The sequence below is a fragment of the Actinomadura scrupuli genome (assembly GCF_050971785.1).
Lineage (GTDB): Bacteria > Actinomycetota > Actinomycetes > Streptosporangiales > Streptosporangiaceae > Actinomadura_E > Actinomadura_E scrupuli.
The window spans coordinates 172,766-198,132 of record NZ_JBPCCU010000012.1 but is presented as its reverse complement, the minus strand read 5'-3'; the positions used below and the strand labels follow the sequence as shown (position 1 = coordinate 198,132).

The 25,367-nt window shown below is 70.9% G+C and carries 20 protein-coding genes; 10 read left to right on the top strand and 10 right to left on the bottom strand.

The genetic code is table 11. The features are described from left to right. Positions 1-20 precede the first annotated feature (20 nt). The 4 genes from ACRYCC_RS38695 to ACRYCC_RS38680 form a co-directional block, all read right to left on the bottom strand. A complete protein-coding gene (locus tag ACRYCC_RS38695; protein ID WP_433819051.1) occupies positions 21-2,192 on the bottom strand; it encodes a DUF222 domain-containing protein in 2,172 nt (723 codons plus the stop codon). A 332-nt stretch (positions 2,193-2,524) separates the two neighbouring features. Beyond that, positions 2,525-4,069, bottom strand: a complete 1,545-nt coding sequence (locus ACRYCC_RS38690) for a caspase, EACC1-associated type (protein WP_433819050.1) — start codon at positions 4,067-4,069, stop codon at positions 2,525-2,527. 6 nt (positions 4,070-4,075) lie between these two features. Beyond that, a complete protein-coding gene (locus tag ACRYCC_RS38685; RefSeq protein ID WP_433819049.1) occupies positions 4,076-4,423 on the bottom strand; it encodes an effector-associated constant component EACC1 in 348 nt (115 codons plus the stop codon). 26 nt (positions 4,424-4,449) lie between these two features. Continuing rightward, complete coding sequence (locus tag ACRYCC_RS38680) at positions 4,450-5,442, bottom strand: DUF4145 domain-containing protein (protein ID WP_433819048.1); 993 nt, start codon at positions 5,440-5,442, stop codon at positions 4,450-4,452. A 175-nt stretch (positions 5,443-5,617) separates the two neighbouring features. Between ACRYCC_RS38680 and ACRYCC_RS38675 the strand changes: the two genes are divergently transcribed. After that, a complete protein-coding gene (locus ACRYCC_RS38675) occupies positions 5,618-8,254 on the top strand; it encodes a LuxR C-terminal-related transcriptional regulator (RefSeq protein ID WP_433819047.1) in 2,637 nt (878 codons plus the stop codon). A gap of 107 nt (positions 8,255-8,361) precedes the next feature. Here ACRYCC_RS38675 and ACRYCC_RS38670 read toward each other — a convergent pair whose 3' ends face one another. Further along, on the bottom strand, positions 8,362-8,874 hold the full coding sequence (locus ACRYCC_RS38670; protein WP_433819046.1) for a PadR family transcriptional regulator: 513 nt from the start codon (positions 8,872-8,874) through the stop codon (positions 8,362-8,364). Between the two features lie 148 nt (positions 8,875-9,022). On the opposite strand from ACRYCC_RS38670, the gene ACRYCC_RS38665 reads away from it, so the two are divergent. Together ACRYCC_RS38665 and ACRYCC_RS38660 are read left to right on the top strand one after the other, a co-directional pair. Beyond that, positions 9,023-9,901: an SCO6745 family protein gene (locus ACRYCC_RS38665; protein WP_433819045.1), complete on the top strand. Its 879-nt coding sequence runs from the start codon at positions 9,023-9,025 to the stop codon at positions 9,899-9,901. A gap of 73 nt (positions 9,902-9,974) precedes the next feature. Beyond that, positions 9,975-10,634: a thiaminase II/PqqC family protein gene (locus ACRYCC_RS38660; protein WP_433819044.1), complete on the top strand. Its 660-nt coding sequence runs from the start codon at positions 9,975-9,977 to the stop codon at positions 10,632-10,634. 5 nt (positions 10,635-10,639) lie between these two features. On the opposite strand, the gene ACRYCC_RS38655 is transcribed toward ACRYCC_RS38660, so the two are convergent. Then, entirely contained in the window at positions 10,640-11,527 is an 888-nt protein-coding gene (locus tag ACRYCC_RS38655; RefSeq protein WP_433819043.1) for an isocitrate lyase/PEP mutase family protein, read from the bottom strand. Positions 11,528-11,721: 194 nt separating this feature from the next. Here ACRYCC_RS38655 and ACRYCC_RS38650 point away from each other — a divergent pair, with 194 nt between their 5' ends. Beyond that, positions 11,722-12,702 carry an endonuclease/exonuclease/phosphatase family protein gene (locus ACRYCC_RS38650; protein WP_433819042.1) on the top strand — a complete coding sequence of 327 codons (981 nt, stop codon included), beginning with the start codon at positions 11,722-11,724 and terminating at the stop codon, positions 12,700-12,702. 19 nt (positions 12,703-12,721) lie between these two features. On the opposite strand, the gene ACRYCC_RS38645 is transcribed toward ACRYCC_RS38650, so the two are convergent. The 4 genes from ACRYCC_RS38645 to ACRYCC_RS38630 all read right to left on the bottom strand — a co-directional run bounded on the left by ACRYCC_RS38645 (position 12,722) and on the right by ACRYCC_RS38630 (position 20,436). Continuing rightward, a complete protein-coding gene (locus ACRYCC_RS38645) occupies positions 12,722-15,151 on the bottom strand; it encodes a serine/threonine-protein kinase (protein WP_433819041.1) in 2,430 nt (809 codons plus the stop codon). A 31-nt stretch (positions 15,152-15,182) separates the two neighbouring features. Next, the gene (locus ACRYCC_RS38640) at positions 15,183-17,153 is read right to left on the bottom strand and encodes a hypothetical protein (RefSeq protein ID WP_433819040.1); all 1,971 of its coding nucleotides are present in this window, start codon (positions 17,151-17,153) and stop codon (positions 15,183-15,185) included. A 295-nt stretch (positions 17,154-17,448) separates the two neighbouring features. Then, complete coding sequence (locus ACRYCC_RS38635) at positions 17,449-19,254, bottom strand: glycoside hydrolase family 15 protein (protein ID WP_433819039.1); 1,806 nt, start codon at positions 19,252-19,254, stop codon at positions 17,449-17,451. Between the two features lie 339 nt (positions 19,255-19,593). After that, positions 19,594-20,436: a mechanosensitive ion channel family protein gene (locus ACRYCC_RS38630; RefSeq protein WP_433819038.1), complete on the bottom strand. Its 843-nt coding sequence runs from the start codon at positions 20,434-20,436 to the stop codon at positions 19,594-19,596. 474 nt (positions 20,437-20,910) lie between these two features. On the opposite strand from ACRYCC_RS38630, the gene ACRYCC_RS38625 reads away from it, so the two are divergent. The 6 genes from ACRYCC_RS38625 to gvpO all read left to right on the top strand — a co-directional run bounded on the left by ACRYCC_RS38625 (position 20,911) and on the right by gvpO (position 25,366). Then, positions 20,911-21,648 carry a hypothetical protein gene (locus tag ACRYCC_RS38625; protein ID WP_433819037.1) on the top strand — a complete coding sequence of 246 codons (738 nt, stop codon included), beginning with the start codon at positions 20,911-20,913 and terminating at the stop codon, positions 21,646-21,648. Positions 21,649-21,822: 174 nt separating this feature from the next. Then, positions 21,823-23,325 (top strand): SRPBCC family protein, encoded by a 1,503-nt coding sequence (locus tag ACRYCC_RS38620; protein ID WP_433819036.1) that lies wholly within the window; start codon positions 21,823-21,825, stop codon positions 23,323-23,325. A 124-nt stretch (positions 23,326-23,449) separates the two neighbouring features. After that, positions 23,450-23,869: a gas vesicle protein GvpJ gene (gene gvpJ / locus ACRYCC_RS38615; protein ID WP_433819035.1), complete on the top strand. Its 420-nt coding sequence runs from the start codon at positions 23,450-23,452 to the stop codon at positions 23,867-23,869. After that, positions 23,866-24,759, top strand: coding sequence for a GvpL/GvpF family gas vesicle protein (locus ACRYCC_RS38610; RefSeq protein ID WP_433819034.1), 894 nt, complete (start codon positions 23,866-23,868; stop codon positions 24,757-24,759). Before gvpJ ends, ACRYCC_RS38610 begins: the two co-directional genes overlap by 4 nt. 3 nt (positions 24,760-24,762) lie before the next feature. After that, entirely contained in the window at positions 24,763-25,005 is a 243-nt protein-coding gene (locus ACRYCC_RS38605) for a gas vesicle protein GvpG (protein ID WP_433819033.1), read from the top strand. Position 25,006: 1 nt separating this feature from the next. Beyond that, entirely contained in the window at positions 25,007-25,366 is a 360-nt protein-coding gene (gene gvpO / locus ACRYCC_RS38600; RefSeq protein ID WP_433819032.1) for a gas vesicle protein GvpO, read from the top strand. Position 25,367: the final 1 nt, after the last annotated feature.

The following is a 25,367-nucleotide window of genomic DNA, read 5'->3' as shown; positions in this document are numbered from 1 at the left end:
ACGGGCCGCAATGGTTCGACTCATCGTCGGCGTCGGGATAGGAGACCAGAGTTCAGATCAGCTTCCGGGATCGGGATCGGGTCGCGATCGGGACCAGGACGGCCATCGGGACCAGGACGGCCATCGGGACCGGCATCCGGACCGGGGCTGGCATCGGAGTCGAGATCGGGACCGGCGTCGAGTTGGGGGCCGGGATAGGTGTCGGGACCGGCATCGGAGCCGGTGTCGAGATCGGGACCGGCGTCGAGTTGGGGGCCGGGATAGGTGTCGGGACCGGCATCGGAGCCGGTGTCGGGATCGGGATCGGGATCGGCGTCGAGTTGGGGGCCGGGACCGGTGTCGGGACCGGTGTCGGGATCGGGACCGGCGTCGAGTTGGGGGCCGGGACCGGTGTCGGGATCGGTGTCGGGACCGGCGTCGAGTTGGGGGCCGGGACCGGTGTCGGGATCGGGGTCCCGCGTGGTGGGCGTGCCTCGGGGCCGGCCCGTGGCGCCTGCGCGGTGGGCCCGCCAGGGCGGGAGGATCTCCAGGACGGCGCGTCCCCGGCTGTCCCTCGTCTCGACGACGCGGTCGCGGTGGTCTTCGATCCATCGGTTGTGCCAGCCGCACAGCATGGCGAGCTTGTCGATATCGGTGGGACTGCCGAGTTTCCAGCCGCCGCCGAGATGGTGGATCTCTGACAGGTGGGCGGGTATCTGACAGCCGCGAACGCAGCAGGACGGGTACAGCGCAAGCAGGGCCTTCCGCTGTGCGGGAGTGGCGAAGCGGACGGTTCTGCCGAGGTAGAGGGGAAGCCCGCTGCGGCCGAGAACAAGGGCGTTGATGCCGGCGTTCAAAGCGATCCGGCGAGCGTCGGCGACCGAGATCGGGGTGCCGTCGAGCAACCGCGCGGGTAACCATTCCGCGCCCGGGGCGGTGGAGTCGCCGATGAACGGCTTTCCCCGCACGGTGTCCGAGCCGGCGCCGGTCTCGGTATCGGCAGCCGCACGGGGGCCGAGGTCAGTTCCCGTGTCGGCGCAGGCAGCGGCGCCGGTCCCCGAATCGTCGCCGGTTTCCGTCTCGTCGTCAGCCTCAACAGCGGTCTCAACGTCGGCCTGAACCTCGGTCTTAACTCCGGTCTTAACTTCGGCCTGAGTGTCGGCTCGAACCTCGGCCTGAGCGTCGGCCCGAACCTCGGCCTGAGTGTCGGCCCGAACCTCGGCCTGAGCGTTGGCCTGAGCGTTGGCCTGAACCTCGGTCTTGTCTTCAGCCTGAGTGTCGGCCTGAGCGTCGGCTCGAACCTCGGTCTCAACTTCGGCCTGACCGTCGGCGTCGGCGTCGGTCCCGGCCTCGGACGTGGCCTCGGTCCCGGTGCGGGAGCCGGCCTCGGCCTCGGTGCGACCGTCGGTATTGGTCTCCGCGTCGGCGTCCGATGGTGGAACGTCAAGGTTCTCCTGCACATCGCCGCTGCCGCTGCCGCTGCCGCTGCCGGTGCGTGAGGTGTGGGCGAAGGGGCCGGGGTCGCCGGTCGCGGCGGCATAGGCCGCCAGGTCAATGATGAGGGTGAGGCCCGCGCCCTTGTTGCCCTCGGAGATGACGGAGAACAGCGCGTCGGCGGTGCGCTGGGAAAGATCGCGGTCATCCCACTGTGCCTTGGGTTTGGCCAGCGGGGCGACGATCTGATCGAAGATCGCGGTGTGCTCCGGGTTGAGCCATCCCTTGAACCAGGAGCCGGCGTCCAGCGATTTGGACCGTGAGAACCACGAGCGCCTGAATCCGCGCCTCGACTCCTGCGGCTCGGTGTCCTTGCCCTGGCGCTCGGCGACCAGGTCGGTGATCGTGTCACCGGCTTTGGCGACCTGACCGACCGAGAGTCCCTGCTCGGCCATCCCCAGCAGAATGTCCTCGGCGACCGGGGTCTCGTCATCGTCCAGGCGTTGCACCGCACCGCAGATGGCGGAGGCGAAGCCGAACGACAGGCCGCCCGCGCTCAGGAGTTTGCCGGCCCGCGCCAGGCGCGGAAGCTGCTTGGCCAGTGTCACGCGCTCGGCCGCACGGCCGTGGCGCATCCCCAGAGCGTTGCGCAACCATGCGGCGGCCGACGAGAATCCGCCCTCGCCATGCGCACCCGTCGCGTCCACCCGGCCCACCAGAACGGCCAGGGCGGCCTCGGACAGGTCGATGGAGCGGCCCAGCGACTCGGCGAGCTCCATCGCGACCACCCCCGACTCGGGTGCCCGGCGGACCGCGAGCTCCGCGGCGATCGCTGCGGCGGCCCCTACCAGCTCCTCGCTGGAGGCGCCCGCAAGCTCCGCGACCATCGACCTCATGCTCCGAAAACTACGCTGCGTACACACATGGTGACAGTTACTTCAGAGCCATAAAATCGAACTGGTGAGCGACCATATCGTCATCCTGATGCGCCGAGAACGTACCGTGACGCGTGCTTCCTGTCCCCGGACGCCACAGCCCCCGGACGCCACAGCCTCCGATGCCACGGCCCCCGGACGCCACGGCCTCCGAGGACGCCACGGCCTGCGGCCGCTCAGGAGCAGACGGTGCGTTCGTGCGGCACCCGGCTCGCCGTCCCGAGGGTCACCACCACGGTCTCGTCGAGGAAGACCCGGCTGCAGGCCTTCCGGTCCTGTGAGACGGCGGTGTCGCACGTCTGCTCGGCGCAGACGGAGTCCTGGATGACCCGGGTGTCGAGGTGCATGCCGGCGCCGGCGGCCCAGGTCTGGAGCTCGTCCCGCGTCATGCCGACCAGGTCGGGGACGCGGGTGTACTGCCGGGCGACGTACAACCGCACGTGCTGGTCCGCCGCCAGCTCGGTGCCCTCGCCGGGCCCCACGCGCAGCACGATCTGGTTGCGGTTCGCGGACGCCTCGTACTGGGTGTCGAAGGGGATCTTCAATCTGCTGAGCCTGTCGACGGCGGTGCCCAACGGCGCGCCCACGAGACCGGCCGGGACGGTGGGCTTCGCGGGCGGGCCGTGGCCGGCGCTGGTCGTCGTGGGGCCGCCGGCCGAACCCCGGGGAGCCGGACTCGCGGAGGACGTGGACGAGGGCGACGCGGCGGTCGCGCTGGGCGGTGCCGAGGTCCCGGTGAGGACCCCGGACGAGCGGGAGGCCGCCTCCGGAGTCTTCGAGGCACCGCCCGGCAGGAGTGTCGCGGCCAGCACGACGGCCACCCCGAGCGCGGCCGAGGCCCCGGCGGTCAGGCCGATCGCCCGGGCGTTCCACCGGCCGGACGGCGCACGCCGGTGACCGCTGATCCCGCCGGCGGGCCCCGGCACGTGCGGTGCGCCGGGCGGTGCGCCGATGGTGAGAGTGGTCTCCGGGCCGGCGCTCGCGGCGTTGCGGACGAGGGCGAGCCGATGGATGTTCTGCTCCCGGCCGACATGCGGCTCGGGCAGCCCCGCCCGGACCAGACCCCGGTGCAGTTCCTCGTAGATCGCATCGAGCGTGAGCAACTCGGGACCGCCGGGGACCCCGTCCACCAGGATCCGCAGCAGCTCTCCGGTGAAGGCGGTGAACTGGCTGCCCTCCGCGGCGATCGAGGTGGAGGTCCGGGAACTCGAGGTCAGGGTGTAGGCGCCCTGGATCTCGACCTGGCCCGCGACGACCGCCTCCGGGCCGGTGGCCGCGTCGATGGCCCGGCCGCTGAAGCAGCAGTCGAGGATGACCACCCGGCTGGCGGCCCTGCTGCCGCGCACCGACCTGCGCACCAGCCCGTACGGCACACCGGTGTAGGGCAGCATCGAGGTGTGCGAGCTGGTCTCCGTCAGGCCGAGGTACAGCTCGCCCTGCCGGTCGATCAGGCCGTGCCCGGCGTAGTAGACCAGCAGCAGATCCTCGGCGGCGTCGCCGGCCGCGGCCAGCGCCCTGCCGATCGCCTGCGAGTCCTCCGGATCACTGATCACGGTGCAGCGGTCGCGGGCGAAGCCGCAGTATCGCTGGTCGGTGAGGACGGTCCGCAGGGCGTCCAGGTTGTTGCGCACGGCCGGCAGCGGTGACAGCCCGGGGTCCGAGGTGTAGCGGCTCGTGCCGATCAGGACGGCCCAGGAGCGCTGCGGGTCGAACCGCCGCACGACGGATCACCCCGCCCCGGCCGCGCGCAGCGCCTCGCGCAGGAGCGCGGCGACGTTCAGGTCGCCCAGCGCGGAGACCTCGGTGACCTGATCACCGACCCGCACCATGATCTTCACCTCGGGGCCGCGCCGGCGAAGCCAGATCTCCAGTGAGTCCGCCAGGACGCCCGGGCCCAGTCCCTCATCGAGTGCCACCACCAGCTCGTGCGGTTGCACTCCCATGTGCCCGGGTTCGGGCGGATGGCTTTGCCAGGTCACCCTGCCCCGCATCGTGTCGCTCAGCCAGTCGTCCAGTGAGCGCAACTCCTCTTCGCCGTCCTTGGCACCGGACACGGAAATACTGACGACCGCCATGGGGATCCCCGTTCGCTGTGACGCTCTCATTGTCGCGGCCGGGATATCGGCGCGGTGGTCGCGGCGGTCAGCCGGACCAGATCCGGCCGGGTCACCTGGAGCTCGAGCCCCGGCCGGCCGCTCGCGACGTACACCGTGTCCAGGACGAGCACGCTCGCGTCCAGCACCGTCGGCACCCGCAGCGGGAGGCCGAGCGGGCTGACGACCTCGAACCCCGTCACCTCCGTCGCGGTGGCGATCCGCGCGGTGCCGCCGCCGGTCACGGCGGCCAGCGCGGCCAGATCGACCGCGGCGTCGACCGGCACCAGGGCGAGGACGACGTGCTCGTCGACGTAGGCGACCACCGCCTTGTACATCTGGTGGCGGGGGACCCCGAGCACGTCGGCGACGGCGAGCTGCGACGGCGTACGGGCCGGATCGTGCGGATACGGGTGCTCGGTGTACTCCGCGCCCGCCCGGCGCAGGGCCAGCACGGCAGGGGGGTCGTCGCCCGGTTGGCCGGAGGTGGCCGGGGGTTCGCCGCGGCGTTCCCGGAAGGCCGCGTACCGGTGAGCGTGCACGTACAGGTAGTCCAGCAGTGCCTCGGCCAGGTACAGCGCGTCCTCGGCGTCCTCCCGGCCGACCGGTGCGCCCCCGAAGTGGGCGCCTTCGTTGCCGAGCACCCGCATGCCCTCCGCCCAGGCCAGCAGCCGTCCGTCGACCAGGCCCTCGCGGCGCATCTCGCGCAGCGCGGCGTACAGCGGGGTGCGGTGTACCCCTTGGTCGGCGCAGACGCCCTCCAGCAGGCGGCGGACCATGACGACGGCCGAGGCGTACGCGCCCGCGCGCACCGAGGCCCGGGACTCCTGGATCTCCCGGCGGAGGCGGGGCGGGATCAGCTCGCTGAGCACCCGGTCCGGTGCGGGCCACAGGACGAGCGCCGGCCGCGGCCCGGCCGCGTCCGCTCCGGCATCCGGATCGTCCCGGGCGAGCAGCAGGACCTCGTGGCATACCTGGCATACGGTCAGCGCGTAAGGCATGAACTGGGATGGCTGGAAAGTCCGGTGCGGCCCGTCAGCCTCGCATGCCACCGTACGGTGTTCGCAGCGAGGGCAGTCCACCAGGAACTTCGCTCCCCATCGCTCCACATACGGAAGATAGGCGGCGGGAAAGAGGCCCACAAGGGGCCTGCGATCCGCGATCTCAGGAGGTGGCGTGGCGACCTGGCCGTTCGCGGGACGTCGCCGGGAGCTCACCCGGCTCGCCGGGCTGGCGCGCGCCCGCGGTCTCGTCATCGCCGGTCCCGCCGGAGCGGGCAAGAGCCGGCTGGCCGCCGAGGTGCTCCGTACGCTGAGCCCGGCCGAGTTCGCGACGGTGAGCATCCGGGCCACCCGGGCGGCCGGGGACATCCCGTATGGCGCGCTGGCCCATCTGCTGCCCGCGCAGGCACCGGCGGGCCTGGCCAATCCGCTGCGCTGGGCGGCCGACGCGGTGGGCTCCCACGCCCGCGGGCGCCGCCTGGTGCTCTCGGTGGACGACGCCCATCTGCTCGACACGGCCTCCGCCGCCGTCGTCCACCATCTCGTACGCACCTCACGCGCACTCGTGGTGGCCACCCTGCGCACCGGTGAGCCGATCGGCCCTCCGGACAGCGTGGTGCGGCTCTGGCAGGACGAACTGGCGGTCCGGGAGGACATCGGGGCGCTCGGCATCGAGGACACCGGCGCCATCCTGTCCGGGGCCCTGGGCGGTCCGGTGGACGACGTCACGGTGCGGCGGCTGTGGCGGGCGACCGAGGGCAACGCCCTGCTGCTCCACGAGATCGTCATCGCCGCCGTGGACGCGGGCCACCTGCGTGCCGTACGCGGGATGTGGCAGCTCGTCGCCGACCCGCCGCTGACCGCCCGGCTGGTCGAGCTGGTCGAGGAGCGCGTCGGGCGGCTGTCACCCGACCAGAACGCCGTGCTGGAGTTCACCGCGCTGGCGGAGCCGCTCGGCCTGGCCGACCTGGCCGACCTCTGCCCCGGCACCGCCGTCGAAGAGGCCGAGGAGAAAGGGCTGATCCGGGTCACCGTGGACAGCCGGCGGGCCGTGGTCCGGCTCGGGCACCCGATCTACGGCGAGGTGGCCCGGGCCCGCTGTCCCGACCTGCGCCGCCGCCACCGCTACGCCGACCTCGCCGGCCGGCTCGAACGCACCGGTGCGCGCCGGCGCGAGGACCTGCTGCGGCTCACCGTCTGGCGGATGGAGAGCGGACTGCAGGCCTCACCGGAGCCGTTGCTGGCCGCCTGCCGGCTCGCCTGGACCGCGCACGACTACCCGCTGGCCATCCGGCTCGGCCGGATGGCGGTGAACGCGGGCGGCGGGGTGGAGGCCGCCACCCTGCTGGCGACCGTCCTGGACTACGCGCAGCTGCCCGACGAGGCGCAGGCCGTGCTGGCCGGGCAGGACGATCCACCGGCCGACGAACCCGCGCGCGTTCAGCTGGTGCTGGCCCGCGCCAACAATCTCGCCTGGGGGATGAACCGGCTGGACCATGCGTTGCGGTTGCTGGACCGTGCCGAGCAGACGTTCACCCGGCCCGAGTCGCGTCAGGAGGTGATCGCCCGGCGGCTCAACCTGGCCGCCTCCGCCGCCCGGCCGCCGACGGCGTTGCGGCTCGGTTTCTCGCTGCTGAACGCCCCGCCGGTGACCCCCGCGCTGCGCGTGCAGGCACAGAACGCGCTGGCCCTGGCGCTGTGCTACGCGGGCCGGACGGAGGAGGCGGCCGGACGCGCACAGGAGGCGCTCGCCGAAATGCCGCAGTGGCAGCACACCGCGCCCGTCATGGTCTCCCCGCTGCACTCGACATGGTCGCTGTGCGGGTTCTTCGCCGGTGACGTCACCACCATGCGGCGGGCCATCGACTCGATGGAGGCCTCGGCGGCGGGAGAGCGCGGCTGGTCCCGGGGGGAGGGCAGCCTCGCGCTGGCCAAGGGGCACCTCGCCATGCTGCGCGGTGAACCCCGTACGGCACTGCGCGCCCTGCACGCGGCCGCACACCACGAGACCGCCCGGACGGTCGGCGGCTGCCTGGGCGCCTACGCGGCCGCGCTGGCGCTGCTGGGCGACGCGCCCGCCGCCCAGCTCGCCCTGGACGAGGCGCTCAGCCGCAACCGGCCGCGGTGGACCGGATTCATGCGCTGGGTCGGGCAGACCAGGGTCTGGATCGCTGCCGCGTCGGGCGAGCTCTCCAAGGCCGCCGACCTCGCGCTCACGCTCGCCGACGAGTGCCGTGACGCCGAGCTGCCGGGCTTCGAATACCTCGTGCTGCACGACGCCGTACGGCTCGGAGCGGCCGGCCAGGCAGCCCAGCGGGTCGCCGACCGGCTGGCCGAGCTCGCCGCCGTGCACGACGGGGCCCGGGTCGCGCTGTCCGCCGACCACGCGCGGGCGTTCGCCGCAGACGACGGTACGGAGCTGTACGCGGTCGCCGAGGGTTTCGCGGCACTGGACATGAACCTCCTCGCCGCCGAGGCCGCGGCCCAGGCCGCCGCCGCACTCCGGCGGGCGGGGGACCGCCGGGCCACGCGGCGGGCGGAGACCCTGGCGAGCAAACTGGCCGAGCGCTGTCAGGGTGCTCGCACCCCGGCCCTGAAGGATCTCGCGGCGCCCCGGCTCACGCTCCGGCAGCGCGAGATCGCCCAGCTCGCCGCGTCCGGGCTGAGCAACCGCGAGATCGCCGACCGGCTGGTGCTGTCCAAGCGGACCGTCGACAACCATCTGGTCGCCGTCTACGACCGGCTGGGCGTACGGGACCGCGCCGGGCTGGCCTCGCTGATGGACGCCCCGCACGACCGGATCCCGGACTGACGCGGGCCGCCGGCCGTTCCGAGCACGCGCCGCCCGATCCGCCCCGCCTGGTCCGCGCCGCCCGATCCGCGCCGCCTGGTCCGTGCCGTCCGGTCGGTGCCGTCCGGTCAGTGGATCTGGCCGGCGGCCCATTCGGCCCAGTCGCGGCGCATGGCGCTGAAACGGAGCCCGTACTCCAGGGCGAGACGGCCGTGGACCGACAGGCCGTCGCCGCCCCAGTCGATGGATTCGCCGAGCTTCACCAGGGCGTCCCGGTCGGCGGCGGCGGTGGCGGCCAGGCCCTCCAGGTAGGCGCGGGCCTGCTCGGGGGTGAGGACGCCGAGGAAGAACACCCGCAGCAGTTCGTCGCTGCGGGTGCTCTTGCGTGGCGGAGCCTGCACCATCCAGTGCCGGAACTCGGCCAGCCCCTCGTCCGTGAGGGTGTACTCCTTGCGGCCGCGGGGCCCCGCCGCGGAGACGGCGATCAGTCCTGTGTCGGCCAGCTTGGTGAGCTCGGTGTAGATCTGGCTCTGCGTGGCCGGCCACACGTTGGCCAGCGAGGTCTCGAAGAGTTTCAGCAGGTCGTAGCCGCTGGCGGATCTTTCGATCAGCAGTCCGAGCAGCGCGTGACGGAGACTCATGCCCGCACTCTATCTTCCACACTTGACATGTCGATACCAGACCTTCTACTTTCGACATGTCGGACAAGGAACGTCGGACAAGGAATGTCGGAAGAACCGTCGGACGAGACCCGTAAGACAGCGGACTGCTGAGCGAAGGAGAACGACGATGTCCCAGGAGTCGGCCCTGGCCCGCCGGATGTGGCACCAGCTGGAGCCCGTGCACGCGCTGCTGTACTTCGCACCCGAGGTGCTGGAGGAGGCCGCGACGCTCGGATACGCGGTGGACACGCGCTGGCCGAGCTACTTCGCCTGGCGGACGGCCCCCCTCGGCGCGGCGGGGCCGCACCTGGTATCCGCCGCTTTCTACAGCTTCAGCCCGCGGATGGTCGCGCGGCACGTGCCGGCGGCATGGGAGGTGGCCCGCCCCGAGGAGGTACTGCGGGTCCGGCTGCGCGCCATGGACCGGGTCCTGCGCGGCCTCCTGGGCGACCGCGTGGACGACAAGGAGGTGGCCGAGGCCGCGGAGCTGGCCCGGCGGGCCGCGGAGGCGGCCGACACCGCCGGCCGGCCGCTGGCCGCCGCCAACGCCGACCTGCCCTGGCCGGACGAGCCTCATCTGGCGCTCTGGCAGGCCATCACCATCCTGCGCGAACACCGCGGGGACGGGCATGTGGCCGCGCTGCTCACCGCGGGCCTGGACCCGTGCGAGTCGCTGGTGTCCTTCGCCGCGATCGGCGCCGCGCCGGTGGAGAACTTCGCCGGACGGGGCTGGAGCGAATCGGAATGGGCCGCGGCCCAGGACCGGCTCGCCGCCCGCGGCTGGGTCGACTCCGAGGGCCGGGCCACCGCCCGTGGCCACGCGGGCCGGAACGACGTCGAGCGCCTCACCGACGAACTCGCCATGGCACCCTGGCGGGCCCTGGGCACCGAGGGGGCCGACCGGCTCGCCCGGCTCACCGCGCCGATCCTCGGGGCGGTCTTCGAGAGCGGCCTGCTGCCCGCCCAGAGCACCCTGGGCATCGCCAACGTCCAGGCGCCCACGTGAGCGCCCAAGTAGACGCCCCGAGCGCACGCGCGGGTGGTTGACGAGGCAGGGTGCGGATGGTGGCGTAGACGCCATGGCTGAGCGTTCTGCGGTGGAGTTGGCGGCGCTGGCACGCGCGGAGATCACCGGGCGGCCGGCTCCCAACCGGTTCCTGGAGCTGCTGGAGGCGGGCGAGGTGCCCCGCGAGCGGCTGACCTGGCTGGCGGGGGAGGAATACCGGATCGTGGGCAGCGACCGGCGCAGTTTCGCGCTGCTCGCCGCGCGGTTCGCCGAACCGCCCGCAGGCCCGTTCTTCCTGTCGCTGGCACAGGGGGAGAGCGCCGCGCTCGAACTGCTCGACGGCTTCGCGGCGGCGCTGGGCTGGGCCGAGGCGGACCTGCGCGCCTACCGGACCCGGCCGTTCGCCCAGGCCTACCCGGCCTACCTCGCGCAGAGCGCGCAGCAGGGCACCCGCAGCGCGGTGGCCTTGGCGATGCTGGCCAACCTGGCCGAGTGGGGCGAGTACTGCGGCCGGAGTGCCGAGGCGCTGCGGGCACGGTACGGCCTGTCCGAGGAGGCGGTCGGCTTCTTCCGCTTCTTCGCCGAGTCCCCGCCGGGCTTCGAGGAACAGGCGATCGCGGTCATCGAGGCCGGGATCGCCGCCGGTGACGACGCAGCTGAGGCGCTGCACGCCGCGGGTCTGCTGCACGCTTACGAGACCGCGTTCTGGGACACCCTCGCCGAAGGGCTCTGACCCCGTCAAGAGGGCGGCGCGACGGTTCGGTACCGCTCCTCGAGGGTGGTGTGCTCCTCGATGCCGATCAGCTCGTTGAACTCCTCGAACAAGATCATGCCCGGCCGCGCCGATCGGGTGTCGCCTTCCGCGGCGAGCACCTCGAGGTAGTCCCGCATGCCCTTGGCGGCGGCGAACGCCGTGCCGAGCGAGAAGATCGCGAGCGCGTAGCCCATCTCCTGGAGCGCCCGGACGCCGGGCGTCGGGGTGCGCCCGCCCTCGATCTGGTTGCTCAGCACGGGAACGACGCCGCGGAACGCCGCACAGATGCGCCGCATCTCGTCCTCGTTCTCCGGTGACTCGATGAACAGCAGGTCGGCGCCCGCCTCGTGGTAGGCGGCACCGCGGTCGAGTGCCTCGTCCAGGCCCTTCGTCGTCCGCGCGTCGGTACGGGCGATGATCACGAAGTCGGGGTCCTCCCGTACGTCGACCGCGGCCTTGATCTTCTGGATCATCTCGCCGGCCGGGATGACGTCTCGCCCGAGCATGTGGCCGCAGCGTTTCGGGAAGGTCTGGTCCTCGATGTGCATCGCCGCCGCACCGGCCTTCTCGTACTGGCGCACGGCGCGGCGGACGTTGAGCGGATTGCCGTAACCGGTGTCGCCGTCGGCGATCAGCGGCAGGTCGACGGCGTCGCAGAGAGCGGCGACCCGCGCCGCCATCTGCGTCATCGTCAGGTAGCCGACGTCGGGCTCTCCCAGCATGCTCGCCGAGGTCTCGAAACCGCTGAGGTAGCACGCCTGGAAGCCGAGCGACTGGATGATCCGGGCGCCCGTCCCGTCATAGGCGCCCGGTGCGACGAGTGTCTTCGGGTCGCTCAGCAACTGCCTCAGACGCGTCGTCCGCTTGGTCATGGGTCGTCGTCCTTGCCATGGAAGTGTCGTGGAAGTGCCCGGGCCGGAACGGTGACGCCACCTGGACAGTCGATAATGCCCTTGCCCGAAGGACCCGAATCATGTGACCACAGGTCCTGAGCGTGTTTCTCATGTTGTCCTGTGGCCGAGCATGCGATTCTTGCGTGACAAAGCGGATGGCCCATGGGGGAAAGATGCCTTCGACGTACTATGTCGCCTGGTGGAACCTCGAGAACCTTTTCGACGAGGAGAACTCCCCTCGCCGGACCGAGAAAGTACGTCGTGTCATCAAGGACGACATCGCCGGTTGGACGCCGCAGCTCCGTGATCGCAAGATCTCCCAGCTGGCGTCGGTGATCGCCCAGATGAACGACGGGAGCGGCCCCGACCTGCTGGGCGTGTGCGAGGTCGAGAACCGGTTCGTGCTCGACCTGCTGGTCGACGTGCTCCACGATCGCCTGCCCGACCGCCGGTACGGCATCGTGCACGCCGACACCGAGGACGCCCGCGGCATCGATGTGGCGTTCATCTACGACACGGACCTGCTGGAGGCCCCCGCCGACGAGGTCTTCTTCCACGTGGTGATGCGCCGTAACGCGACCCGGGAGATCGTCCAGGTCAACTTCCGTACCTCCCGGGGCCGTACCTGGACGGTGTTCGGCAATCACTGGCCCTCGCGCAGCGGCGGGGCCTTCGAGTCGGCCGGCTACCGGGACATCGCCGGTGAGACGCTGGCGTTCTTCCACGAGCGCGCGCTCCAGGAGCACGGCGAGGACACCCCGGCGCTGGCGATGGGGGATTTCAACGACGAGCCCTTTGACACGTCGCTGGTGGTGCACGCCCTCAGCACCCGTCAGCGGCGCAGGGTGATCGAGGCCGACACCCCGCGATTCTGGAACCTGATGTGGCCGGCCGCCGGCGGGCCCGACGGCACGTTCTACTTCAGCAACGAGCCGAACCAGCTCGACCAGTTCCTGGCCAACAAGAACATGGCCCGCGAGGACTCGCCCATCGCCGTCCAGGCGGACACCGTCGAGATCCTGCGGTTTCCGGGCACCTCCGATCCCGGCACCTATCCCAAGCCGGTTCCGTTCGGCGGGATGGGCAAGGAGATCGACCAGAACGGCTTCTCCGACCATTTCCCCATCGGAATGCGGGTGACCGAGGCCGACTGACACGGCGAGGGCCGGCCGGTCAGGCCGGGGCGCTCGCCTCCGGCGTGTCGAGCAGCGCCCGTCGCAGGTCCTCGGGCCGCTGGTAGCGGTCTTCCGGTTTCCGGGCCATCGCCTTCTCGAGGACCGCTATCAGGGACGCGGAGACCCGCAATTCCCGATAGTCGGCCCCGCCCTGGCTGATCCAGTGGAAAATGGTCGTCATGGGTTTGTCGGCCAGTGGGTGACGGCCGAGCAGGCACACATAGAGCAGCAGGCCGAGCGCGTAGATGTCGGATCTGATGTCGACCCTGTCGCCCATTATCATTTCCGGAGAGAAGTACAGCGGGGTTCCGACCACCACGTTCTCCGCGGTGACACGGGTGTCGTCCTCGGCGGACCGTTTGACGATGCCGAGATCAATGATCACCGGCCCCCGGTCCCGGTTGAGGATGACGTTGCCGGGCTTGATGTCGACCCTGGCCAGGCCGCGTCCGGCCAGGTAGCCGAGGGCGTCGGCGAGACGCGCACCGATCCGTACCACCTCACCGGGCGGCATCGGGCCGGCCTCCGCCAGGATCTGGGCCAGCTCCGGGCCCTCGACCAGTTCCATGACGAGGGCCAGCCTGCCGTCCGGCTCGTCGACGATGTCCAGCGTCTTCACGATGTGCGGATGGTCGATGCCGCGCGAGACCTCGATCTCGCGCCGGAACCGCGCGCGAGTGCGCTCGTCGGAGGCGACGGTCGAGCGGAGCACCTTCACCGCGACCGGACGATCGAAGGAGGTGTCGTGGCCTCGGTAGACGGTTCCGACGCCGCCTTCCCCGATGACGTCCAGCAGCAGGTAGCGATCGGCCAGCGTCATGATGGGCACGTCGCGGGTGTCGCCCAGCGGGACCTCCGGGGCCGGCCGCAGCAGGTCCAGGTCCGCGCGTTCGCTCTCGCTCGCCTGGGCGAAACCGGTCAGCTTGCTTCTGATCGTCCCGCCCAGCCGGTACGAGGTCAGCTGCGCCTCGGCGACATCGCCGATCATCGTCGAGTCGGAGCCGGGGCTGCGCACCACCTCGATCACGTCGTGCTGGTCGAGGTGCTCCAGCAGATGGTCCGCCAGGCTGCGCGAGACCTGCAGCGAGGAATCGATCTCGGATTTCTGCACCGCGTCATCGATGTCCGCCACGGTGAACGGCTTGCCGTTGCTCCGCAGCACCCAGTCCAGCACGTAGTAGCAGCCGAGCCGCCAGCGGTCCTCGTCGAGCGCGATGGGGAACAGGTCCTCCGCGTCCCGCCGGTAGAACGAGGTGAGCACCTTCTCGAGCCAGGCGTAGAAGCCGACCCGCTGCATCTCCTCCTCGGTCAGGAAGAGGTACGGCCTGCCCGACCTCCAGCGGACGAATCCGTTGAACTCCTGGAGCAGCCGCCGGGGCATGCCCCGGCCCTTGAACTCCAGGTAGCCCGTGAAGTCGCGGTAGAAGGGCGCGGGAATGTCGTTGCGCCAGCGCAGCAGGTTGTCCGTCAGGCTCGCCGGCGCGTTCCACGAGCACGGCACGTAGAGCCGCCAGGCGAACAGGCTCTCGTAAAGGCTGTTTCCCCGGCCGACGTCCGACAGCACGCGGTCGTGCAGGTCGGGCCCGGCCACCACCAGGAAATGCACTCCCGGCATGGTGAGCACGTTCTTCATCTCCGACAGCGTCTTCTTGATCCCCTCCAGCCCGCCGTCCTCGGCCGTCAGTTTGTCGACCTCATCGATCACCACGACCACGTTGATCCGGGGTGCGCTCGTGGTCTTCCGCCGCCACCATCCGCGCCGCTCGGCCATCTTGACCTCGAAGGCGGTGGCGAGCAGCTGGACGATGCGGATCAGGTCGTACTCCGCGTCGGTCTCGGAGTAGTTGAGGTAGGCCGCCTCGGACGCGAGCGACCGGGTGCGCTTGGCCGACATCCCCAGCTTCGGGGCGAGCAGCCCGGCGGTCATGGTCTTGGCGGCCTTGTCCGCGAGGCCGAGGTCGAGGGTCGCCGCGCGCTCGGACGCGTCCGCGCTGGTGTGCTTGAGCTGGAGGGAGGTCCGGGAGTACGACAGGACCAGGGCCTGCTGGGTCTGCGGCGGCAGCAGGCCGAGGTAGCCCTGGTCGTTGAGGGTCTCGAACGTCCGGCGGATGATGGCGACGAGCAGCCGGTCGGTCGAGGTGGACCGGGCCACGCTGATCACGACCGGCAGGAGGACACTGCCCCGGGTGGATTCCCGCTGGAGATCGTCCAATGCCCGCAGCACCAAAGTCGTCTTACCGACCCCCCGGAATCCGGTGACGAGAAATGCGCCTCCCGCCGAGTATCTGATGCGCTCCTTCAACTGCTCGACGAGTTCCCGGTCGCCGAGGAACGGAATCGAGCCCTCCACCCGCATGGGCTCGTGCAGATATCTGAAACCGTCGGGGATCGCCGCAACAGGCTCGGATTCCTGCCCACGTCCGCTCATGCCCGGATCGTACCTTCGGCGGGAATGGGGCTCACCGCGGACGGTAACAGCAGCGCAGACCGGTCTGCACGGTGGCGCGCAGTTCATTGCCGATGACCGGGTCGGCGTCGGTGACGCGCTGCACCGCACGCCGGATGGCCTTCCCCACGGCGATCCGGGCGCGTTCCTCACTGCCGGTGAACTGGCGCACCCGACCGCCCATACCGGCGGCGGAGGCGAGCTCGGCCACCAGCCAGTCACGTTCGGTGCGTACGGCGGCGGCGCGCTCCACCTCGTTCATCGCCTCGAAGTCGTCGATCTCGGCCTGCAGTTCCGCCAGCCGCTGTTTGTACTGGCGTTTGGCCACGTCGTCCAGCACCGGCTGGGTGGACGTGACAGCGCCCTGGACCATCGCCGTCTCGGGCGCCCCGGGACCCGCGGCCAGCTCGGTGGCGGGGATCTCGTACCCGGGATTGGAGAGCAGGGCCGCCAGGTGCCGCATCCCCACGCAGTGGTCCACGAGCGTGGTGCGGCCGCCCAGTGCGACCTGCCACTGCCTGCCCCGGCGCCGGCACACCACAGGTGCCCGCCCGCCGTGCTCCCCGGTCCGGCCGGTCAGGCTCGCCGGCTCTCGCGTGGCGTCGGCGGGCAGTTGCATGCCCAGGGCCGCCGCCTCCTGTTCGGCCAGGGCCAGTTCCCGTCGCGCCGCCTCGTCCAGCGGCCCGTCCCGGAGCGCGAGGGCCTGGCCGAGGCGGGACCGGGACAGCACGACGGCCGGCCAGTTGCCCAGCGCGAGGTTGTCGTGGACGGCCGCGTGCAGATGCTCGATCGACCTGTCCAGGTCACCGGTGGTCAGGGCGGCCACGCCCAGGGAGTGGTGGACCGATCCGAGACAGACCACGCCGACGCAGAGCATCACCGGGAGATGCGCGAACGGGCTGAGCAGGGTGTAGGCCTGGGCCGCGGTCTCGGTGTCCCCGAGCAGATGCGCGACCTCCACGACGCCGTACATCGACATCAGCCAGCTGCCGGAACGGGGCTGGTCCGCCAGGACCCGGCCGCGCAGCCGGGCCAGGGCGCTCGCCGCCAGCCGCCGGTCGCCCGCGGTGGCCGCGGCCACCGCCAGGCTCGCGTGGCAGGCGTTGTCCAGCGCGCTGAGCATCGGTGAGTTCAACAGCCGCGTGAACGCCGGGACGAGCTCGGCGACCCGGCCCTGGTACCAGCGGATCGTGCCGAGCTGCGCCGTGTACCAGCCTGTCGCGGTGATGTCACCGGCCGCCGCTCCGCGCTCGGCGCAGGTCGCCGCCAGCGCCTCGGCCCGGTCGAACCGGCCGGCGCGGATGTGCAGCATCACCTCGATCGTGCCCAGGACGAAGCCGATCGCCAGATGGTCGCCCTGCGCGAGCAGGACGCGTAGCTCCTCCAGGCAGCGCTCGGCGTGCGGATCGGCGCAGAGCAGCAGGTCGACGGCGTGCCACAGCAACGCCATGAGCAGGTCGCTGCGGCGGTTGGTCCGGGAGGCCTCGCCGATCAGCTCCTGGGCCAGCCCGGACCGCAGCGCCGCGTGCTCGGGGCCCATGAGGCAGTGATGCGCCAGGCTCAACGCCTCCACGAGGGCCACCGTGTCGCCCGCGCGCCTGGCCTCCGCCACCATGGCCAGGATCGCCATGTGCTCGCCGACGCGGTAGTCGTCCTCGGCGACCATCCTGATCCGTAGCCGGAGCGCCAGCGACGACCGCGGATCGATCATCCGCAGGGCGTCGCGCTGCCGTACCCGCACCCGCGCGATGTCCGCGGCCGTGCGGTTCTCGTGCACCCACAGCCCCGCCAGGCCCAGGGCCGCCCGCGCCATTCCCTGGCCATCGCCCCAGCGCTCGGCCTGCCGGTAGGCCGTGTCGAACCAGCTGCGGCCCGCCTGCAGATTGCCCTCGACGCGCAGCGCCTGCTCGCCGGCCAGGAGAGAGGACTCGACGTCGTCGTTCCAGGTGGCCGGGCTCGTCTCCGGTTCTTGCAACGTTCTCACAGGCTTACCCCCGTGGCAGCCAGCCGTCATCGTTTCCAGCACGTAGGACCACCCGCGCGGACCGGTTCCCCAGGCCGCCCCGGGCGGACGCAAACTGTTGAAAGGAAAACTGTTGAACGACTACGTACACGGGCACGTCTGGCATTCGGTTCAATCCTGGAGGGACCAGACAGCCGGTGCCGACGGCAATGTCGTCGCCGCGCAGCGGGCCCCGCCGGGTGGATCCGCTGGGTGATCCGACAGGTGGATCCGGTGGGTGGATCCGCTGGGTCGACAGGCGCCGAGGTCTCGCCCGCTAGCCGAGGGCGCGGTCGAGGTTGAACGCCGCGCTGATCAGCGACAGGTGGGTGAAGGCCAGCGGGAAGTTGCCCTTCTGCTCGCCGTCGTGCCCGATCTCCTCGGCGTACAGGCCCAGGTGGTTGGCGTAGGTGAGCATCTTCTCGAAGGCGAGCCGTGCCTCGTCGAGCCGCCCGGCGCGGGTCAGCGCCTCGACGTACCAGAACGAGCAGATCGAGAACGTGCCCTCCTCGCCGCGCAGCCCGTCCGGGCTGGCCTCCGGGTCGTAGCGGTAGACCAGCGAGTCCGACACCAGGTCCTCGCCGAGCGCGTCCAGGGTGAGCAGCCACTTCGGGTCGGTCGGGGAGATGAACTTGACCAGCGGCATCATCAGGACCGCGGCATCGAGCACGTCGCCGTCCAGAGCCTGGGCGAACGCCCGCCGGCCGGGGGACCAGCCCCGGGTCATGATCTGCCGGTAGATGCCGTCGCGCACCTTGCGCCAGCGGGGGATGTCGGCGGGCAGCCCACGATGGTTGGCCATCCGCATGGCCCGCTCGATCGCCACCCAGCACATCAGCCGTGAGTGCAGGAAGTACTTGCGCCCGCCGCGGGTCTCCCAGATGCCCTCGTCGGGCTGGTCCCAGTGGTCGCAGACCCAGTCCACCAGCGCAGCGACCCCCTGCCACTGGTCGCTGGAGATCGGCTGCCCCCACTTGTCGTAGAGGTAGACGGAGTCGATCAGATCCCCGTAGATGTCCAGCTGGAGCTGCCCGACGGCGCCGTTGCCGATCCTGACCGGGCTGGATCCCCGGTGGCCCTCGAGGTGCTCCAGCTCGACCTCGGGCAGGTCGCTGCGCCCGTCGATGCCGTACATGATCTGCAGCGACTCCGAGGCGACGTTCCCGCAGGCGCCCACGTGGTCGAACAGGAAGTTCATGAAGGCCGCGGCCTCCGCGGTGAAGCCCAGCCTGAGCAGCGCGTAGACGCAGAACGCGGCATCGCGGATCCACACGTACCGGTAGTCCCAGTTGCGCTCGCCGCCGATCTGCTCCGGCAGGCTGGCCGTCGGGGCGGCCACGATCGCACCGGTGGGCGCGTAGGTGAGCAGCTTCAGCGTCAGGGCGGACCGGTGCACCATCTCCCGCCACCGGCCGCGGTAACGCGAGGCGGACAGCCAGTGCCGCCAGTAGCTCACCGTGGCCGCCAGCAACTGCTCGGCCTCCATAAGAGGACAGGTGCGAGGCGGCACGTCGGCACCGATCCGGTCAAGCGCGAACACCGCGCACTCGCCCTCGTGGAGCTTGAAGGCCGACCACACGTCCGGTCCGTCGCACTCCATCGGCACGCTGGCCGTCAGCGCCAGCGTGAGCGACGGCGACTCGAAGATCGCCTGATCGTGCTCCAGGCGTACGGTGTGCGCGTCCCTCCCGTAGTTGAACCTCGGGGCCACCCGGGCCCGGAACGGCAACGACCCGCGGACGCAGACCACGCGCCGGATCAGCCGGTGCCGGTTCACCTCGAGTGGCTCGTCGAGGATCGGCATGAAGTCCTGGACCTCGCCCAATCCCTCGTCGGAGAAGAAGCGGGTGATCAGCACGTTGGAGTCCGGAAGGTAGAACTGCTTGGTCCGCGCCCGCACGTCGGCGGCCAGTTCGAACGACCCGCCCCGATCGGCGTCCAGAATCGAGGCGAAGACACTCGGCGCGTCGAAGCGCGGGCAGCAGTACCAGTCGATCGTGCCAACGCTGTCCACGAGCGCGGTGGTGCGCAGGTCCCCGATCAATCCGTGCTCGGCGACCGGCGAATAACGGGAGTCCGCCACGCTTTGGCGATCAGCCGCCGTGCCGGCCGTCATTTCGACTCCCCCTGCTGCCGTGTCACGTTTCCACCCTCGCTTCCAATCCACTCCCGAGTTGGGCGTCGGTCGAATACCGATCGTCCGGTACGGTCGCGTACCGCTCCTTTGTGTCAACCCGTGGAAAGGCCGCGCACCGGGTGATCGGCAGTTGTTGCGGCACATCCTTTCCGGGGGCGTCATGTCTTCCGTTGCATTCGCCGGCCGTGCCGGACGGCATCGTTTCGACGCATTCAGTGGGCATGACCGGCCGGCCTTTTCCCGGCCGGTCAGCGGACGTCCCGTCCCGCGCGACGGGACGGCCGATCAGCGCGGCGGTGTCTCCGGGGGGCGCGGCGTCTCCGTGGTGCCCCCCGGTGTCTCCGGCGCCCCCGTCCGGGTGGCGTGCGGAGGCGTCGGGCCCTGCTCGGCCGGTACGCCGGGGCCCCGGAGGGCGTCCTCGCGCCCCCGCTCGTACGAGCCGCCGCGCAGCGACGTCATGTCGCGCTCGGCCACGGACAGCATCCGCTCCCAGCGCTGCTGCATGGGCCGCACCAGCCCGCCGCCGACCCCGATGGCGAGGATGGCGCCCACCGTGGCGAGCACGGTGATGAGCACCGGCTCGGTGACGGTCGTCGCGATGCCCACCTGGTTGAGGGCCGCGATGACACCGATGACCAGGATGAAGATGGCCGTCGCGGCGGCGATGAAACGTCCGTACGGCAGGCCACTGAGCGCTGCGCGAAGGACGTCCTGGACGGCGTGCGCGATCGCGGAGGCGATGACCAGGATGATGACGGCGACCACCGCCCGGGGCAGCCACGCCACGATGGTCCTCAGCAGGTCGCTGACCGGGTTGGGGCCGAAGACGCTGAACGCCCACTGCAGCGTTATCAGCAAGACCACGTAGTAGGCGATCCTGGCGATGAGCCGGGAGGCGTCATAGTCGCTGCGTCTCAGCGCGTCCCCCACGACTCCCCGCCCGGCGACGCGGTCGAAGTGCACCCGGTGGAGTATCGCCGCCACCGCCCGATCGATGATCCTTGCGATCACCCAGCCGATGACCAGAATGACGATGAAGAATAAAACTCTGGGCGCGATCCGGATAATGCTGTCCAGGATCCTCGAAAGATATTGCCCGATGTCGATTGCGGCGAGTGTGTACCTCATGAGTGTCTCCCTCCGCTTACACCATCCATGGTAGTCATCGCTGCCAAGGAGAGCGCGGGCGGTGTGGTCGTTTCCGTTGCCGAGACAGGTCGATTCCCGGCCATGCCGGACCGGTTCCGATGAGTGAGTCGCTCCTTCGGTCTGAGGACGGCCAACGCGGGTCATCGCCGACGTGAAGAGCTTGCAAAGAAATTCGGCGGACTGTTGGGAGAGCGGTACAGCGGGGATTGGCGGAGTAGAGTCGGACAACAGAACACGCCGCGACCTACGGTCGGCCGCGTCATCGTGACGCGGGTCGCCTGGTCCCTGGCGAGATGCACCCTGGGCCTGATCCATGGCTTTGTTTTCCGGGCATCCAGTGATCCTTTCTGTCGGTCGCCATGGCACGGCCCGGGAGCACGTATCTCCATTCACTCATCCGCATGCTGTCGCCAGGTTTCCGACGATTCTGGGGTCGCGTAGGGGGGAGAGGGCATGAAGTGCGGAAGTCAGATAGCTGTCGCCGTGGTGGGGGGCTACCTGCTGGGGCGCAGCCACAAGACCCGGTTGGCGGCGCTCCTGGCGCTGCTGGCGGCCGGCGGCAAACTGCCCATCGACCAGAAGGAACTGCTGAGTAAAACGCCTTTGGGTGCGCCGCTGGACAAGCTCACCGGGGACCTCCGCGGCCAGTTGGTCGATGCGGGTCTGTCAGTGGCGAAGAAGGCCGCGAGCAGCCGTATGGACTCACTCAGCGACAAGCTGCAACAGCGTGCCGAGTCGATGCGCGGTCAGGGCGCCGCGAAGGGCGAAGAGGCCGAAGAGGCCGAAGAGCCCGAAGAAGAGCCGGCACGTCCGCCGCGGGAGCGCCGGGAGTCCGCCCGGCGTGAACGTGAGCGGGGCGGGGGCCGGGGCCGGGAACGGGAACAGGAGCCCGAAGAGCCGGCCCGGCGCGAACGCACGCGTGAGCCGGAGCGCGACGAGCTCGAGGACGAGGACTACGAGCGCGACGAGTACGAGGACGAGGAGTACGACGAGGAGCCCTACGAGGAAGAAGACGAGTACGACGAGGGCGAGGACGAGCGCGAAGAGCCCGAGCCGGAGCCGGAGCCGGAGCCGGAGCGCGGCTCCCGCGAGGAGCGCCGTCCCGCGGCCCGGCGGACGCGGCCCGAGCCCCCGCGGCGGGTACCGAGGCGTGACGAGGATCGCCCCCGCCGAGGGCGGGCGACGCGGTGACCCCAAGTGATCACTAGGCCTGGCATGACGTCGCCACCAGTCCGTGATCAGGTCCCCCGGTCCCCTGGCGGGCCGAGGGGCCCGTCGCGGGCGGCCCCGACGACGGCTGAACGCCGGCCGTACTCGGCTCCGCGCGACCCATGAGGCCGCGGCGCCCGAGGAAGGGAGGTAGGCATGACGGAGGGAAACCGACCTGGCGGGGGGACCGGCCAGCTGACCGACGGCCTGCCCACACAGCGGCTGGCACAGGAGGCCAGAAGCTTTCTCGAGACCTTCGCTGAGAGGGCGCTGGCCTCTGTGGGGCAGAAGGTCAGCGAGAAGATGAACGAGGCCACGCGGGGGCTGCTCCAGAGGGTCGAGGGCCAGGACGGGGGCGGACCGGGCGTCAAGGCCGCCGTTTCGGGGGTGAAGGCGCTCGCTGAGGGGAAAAGCCCGTTCCGCGCGGCGCTCGGTGCCGGTGCGACCGGGCTGAAGGAAAAGGTCAAACAGATGTTCAAGGGCGGCAAGGGCAAGGGCGGGAAGAAGGGCCTGAAGCTCACGAACATCGTCGAGACGATCGATGTCGGAGTGCCGCTCCGGCTGGCCTACAACCAGTGGACACAGTACGAGGAATTCCCCACCTTCATGAAGAAGGTAGAGAACGTCGAACGCCCCTCGGAGGAGAAGACCAACTGGAAGGCTCAGGTCTTCTGGTCGCACCGTAACTGGGAGGCGACCGTCATCGAGCAGGTGCCGGACGACCACATCGTCTGGCGGGCCAAGGGGCCCAAAGGCTATGTCGACGGTGCGGTGTCGTTCTCGGAGCTGGCCCCGAACCTCACCCGGATCTGCCTGGTCATGGAATACCACCCGCAGGGGTTCTTCGAGCACACCGGGAACCTCTGGCGTGCTCCGGGCCGCCGGGCGCGGCTGGAGTTCAAGCACTTCCGCCGGCACGCGATGACCCACGCGATCCTCAACAAGGAGGAGATCGAGGGCTGGCGTGGCGAGATCCGCGACGGCGAGGTGGTGAAGTCCCACGAGGACGCGGTCGAGGAGGAGAGCCGCGAGCGCGAGGAGAAGCCCGGGGAGAAGCCCGAGGAGGAAGGCCGGGCCCCCGGTGAAGAGGGACGTGCCGGTGAGGAGGAGGCCGGAGAGGAGCGGCCCGGTGCCGGCGAGGAGGAGGCGCCTGAGGAGGAGCGAGCCGGAGAACCGGCCGGAGAGCGGGCCGAAGAAGAGGCCGAGCGCCCCGAGGGCGAGGAGGAGCGGCCGGAGGAGGGCCGCGGCGCCGAGCGGGGTGCCGGAGAAGAAGCCGGAGAAGAAGCCGGAGAAGAAGCCGGAGAAGAAGAGGGTCCCGGCGAGGAAGGCGAGGAAGGCGAGGAAGGTGAGGAGGGCGAGGAGCCCGAGGAAGAGGAGGACCGCGAACGGGCTCGCGCGTCCGAGGAGGCCGAGGAGCCAGAGGAGCCAGAGGAGCCCGGGGAGCCGGAAGTGCCGCCGCGGGTGCGACGGCCGGCCGGCGACGCGGACCGGCCGCGACGGCCGGCCCGGCGGCGCACCGGTGAGGACGCGGATCGGCCTGCCCGGCCGGCCAGGCGACGTCCCCGGGACGAGGAGGAGGAACGGCCTACGCGCCCGGCCCGCCCGGCTCGACGCCGCCCGGCGGCCGAATCCGAGGCCGAGACCGAGGCGGAGAGGTAGCCGGGGCGCCCGGCAGGTGCACGGCGGCCGTACGGACGCGGACCCCGCCCACGTGATCGTGAGGTGACGACTCGATTGCCGAGAGCTGATCCGAAGGACAACCACGGAGGAGGGGTGGATTTCGATGACGGTTTCTCCGTACAAGGGAGCGGGATCCCCTGTCGAACGTTCGACCGGTGGCGGACTGGCGGACGTGGTCGATCTGATCCTGGACAAGGGCCTCGTGATCGACGCCTTCGTCCGGGTGTCCCTGGTCGGCATCGAACTGATCACCATTGACGCACGGATCGTGGTGGCGAGCGTGGACACCTATCTGCGCTTCGCCGAGGCGACCAACCGGCTCGATCTCTATGAGAAGGGCGGGCGCGACCTGCCCGAACTGGTGGAGGACCTGACGGAGGGCGGCACTCACGGGGGAGCCAAGGGCAAGACGAAGGGGGTCCTCGACGCGGCCCGGGAGACCTTCGAGGAGACCTTGGCCGACCACCGGGAGGAGGAACGGCGGCCGCGTCGCCGGCCCGCCCGAAGGGAGCGTGAGCCGTGACGACGCAGCGGGCGAAGAGACAGCCGGAGACCGCACGGTCCCGGACGGCAGAGCACGAGACCGTACGGCACGAGATGACAGGGCCCGAGACGACAGGGCGCGAGAGGACACGGCCGGAGCCGGCGCGGGGCAGCGCCGGTGAGGAGACACCCGTCTGCTACGTGTACGGGATCGTTCCGGCGGACACCCGGCTGCCCGAGGGGCTGACCGGTACCGGCGGGGGCGAGGTGTCGCTCATCCGGGAGGGCGAGGTGGCCGGGGTGGTGAGCGAGCTCCTTCCCGAAGGCGGGCTGGGGACCCGGGAGGACCTGCTGGCGCACGAGGGGGTCGTGGCGTCGCTCGCGGAGGAGACGACGATCCTGCCGCTGCGGTTCGGCGCCGTGGTCACCACCGCGGACGCCGTGGCCGAGGAGATGCTCGTTCCGTATCACGACTGGTTCGCCGCGGTCCTCACCGAGCTGACGGGCCGGCGGCAGTTCTCCATCCTCGGCGCGTACGTGGAGGACGCCGTGCTCCGGGAGGTGCTCCAGGAGGAGCCGGAGGTGGCGCGACTGCGGGAGAAGGTACGGGACCTGCCGGAGGACGCAGCCTACTACGACCGGATCCGCCTCGGAGAGCTCATCGTGCAGGCGCTGGACGACAAGCGGCTGGCCGACACCGAGGCACTGGTGGCGGCCCTTTCGCCGCATGCCGACGACGTGGCCGCACGCGAGCCGGCCGGTGAGGACATGGCCGCCGACGTGGCATTCCTCGTCACCGACGAGCAGCGCCCGCGGTTCGAGCAGGCCGTGGACGAACTCGGCGATCGCTGGGCCGGCCGCATCCGGTTACGCATGCTCGGACCGCTCGCGCCGTACGACTTCGTCCCGTCCCACCCCGAGGAGGAATGAGTCATGGGCCTGATAACGGGGTTGCTGACCCTGCCGCTCGCGCCGGTGCGGGGTGTCGCCTGGCTGGGAGAGCGGATTCTCGAGCAGGCGGAGCAGGAGATGTACGATCCCGCCGCCATCCGCCGGCAGCTGTCGGAGGTCGAGCGGGCCCGGGCGGCCGGTGAGCTCTCCGCGGACGAGGCCGCCGACCTGGAGAACGAACTGCTGGGCCGGATGATGACGGAACGCAGCGGGCCGGGGGAGTGACGTGCGGCAGGGTGACGCACGGGACCGGGATCGCCGCGGGGCCGCCACCGGCCGGGAGGAGGGGGACAGGCCGCGGCGTGCTCGGCGGGAATCCCGAGGTGACCTGACGGCGGAGGCGGCGGCCCGGCTCGCGGCCGCCGACGTGGAGGAGATGACGGGAAGGGAACCGGAGAGCATCACATCGCTGGAGCGGACCGACCAGGGCCTGTGGCAGGTCGACGTCGAGGTCGTCGAGACCAGGCGGATCCCCGACTCCACCGACATTCTCGCCACGTACCGGGTCGAGCTCGACCCAGAGGGGGAGCTGGTCGCCTACCGGCGCGTCCAGCGCTACTCCCGTTGCCAGGTGGGGGAGAGATGAC